This is a genomic window from Campylobacter sp. CNRCH_2016_3089 (genome assembly GCF_025772505.1).
Taxonomy (GTDB): domain Bacteria; phylum Campylobacterota; class Campylobacteria; order Campylobacterales; family Campylobacteraceae; genus Campylobacter_D; species Campylobacter_D lari_D.
The window spans coordinates 1-683 of record NZ_JAKMSF010000059.1 but is presented as its reverse complement, the minus strand read 5'-3'; the positions used below and the strand labels follow the sequence as shown (position 1 = coordinate 683).

General features: G+C 25.8%; 1 pseudogene. It reads left to right on the top strand.

What is annotated here, in order from left to right:
* A pseudogene (locus L8W69_RS09245) lies at positions 1 to 532 on the top strand (hypothetical protein); the annotation flags it as partial.
* Between the last annotated feature and the right edge of the window lie 151 nt (positions 533 to 683).

Genomic DNA, 683 nt, shown 5'->3' with positions numbered 1-683 from the left:
ATTTGGATTTGAGGATAGGTATTGCCAAAATTTTATTCAAAGCAACATTGATATTTTTATCTTTCTACATGGTAGAGAGCAAACCTATTTTAATTATCTTAATTTCATAAGCGATTTAAACTCAAATGAAAAACAAAAATACCTAAACTTAAGAGCCTCTACTAAAGATTTAGAAAAACAAATTTTTAAAGAAAAACTTAAATTTATAAAGCACTATGAAGAATTTTATGATTATTTAGATAGCATAGGCTATTTGGATAAGGGAGCTTGGTATAAAGCTATGGCTCTTTACTCAAAAGTATCAATTCAAGGAATGTTTTTACTTTACAACACCCAATTATGTTCTTTTAAAGACAAATTGACAATATTCAAACAAGTGAAAGAAAGTTATAATACACTTAAAAAATTAGATACACTAGAATTTTCTAATGAAGAAATAAATAAAAAGTGGAAAAGTAATCATAAAGCAATAATAATCTTTATAGGTAATTATTTAAACAAAATCCAAAAGGCCTTAGATGAATGCAAATGAAAATAATATTAGTGTTCATAATGAAAACAATACCACTATTAACATTAAAGAAAGTATAAAAGAAGCTCTAAGAGAAGGACAAGAAATTGTAGAGAATAGTAGAGATGCAACCGGAGAAATAAGCAATACCTCTCATTTTTTAGGCAATATA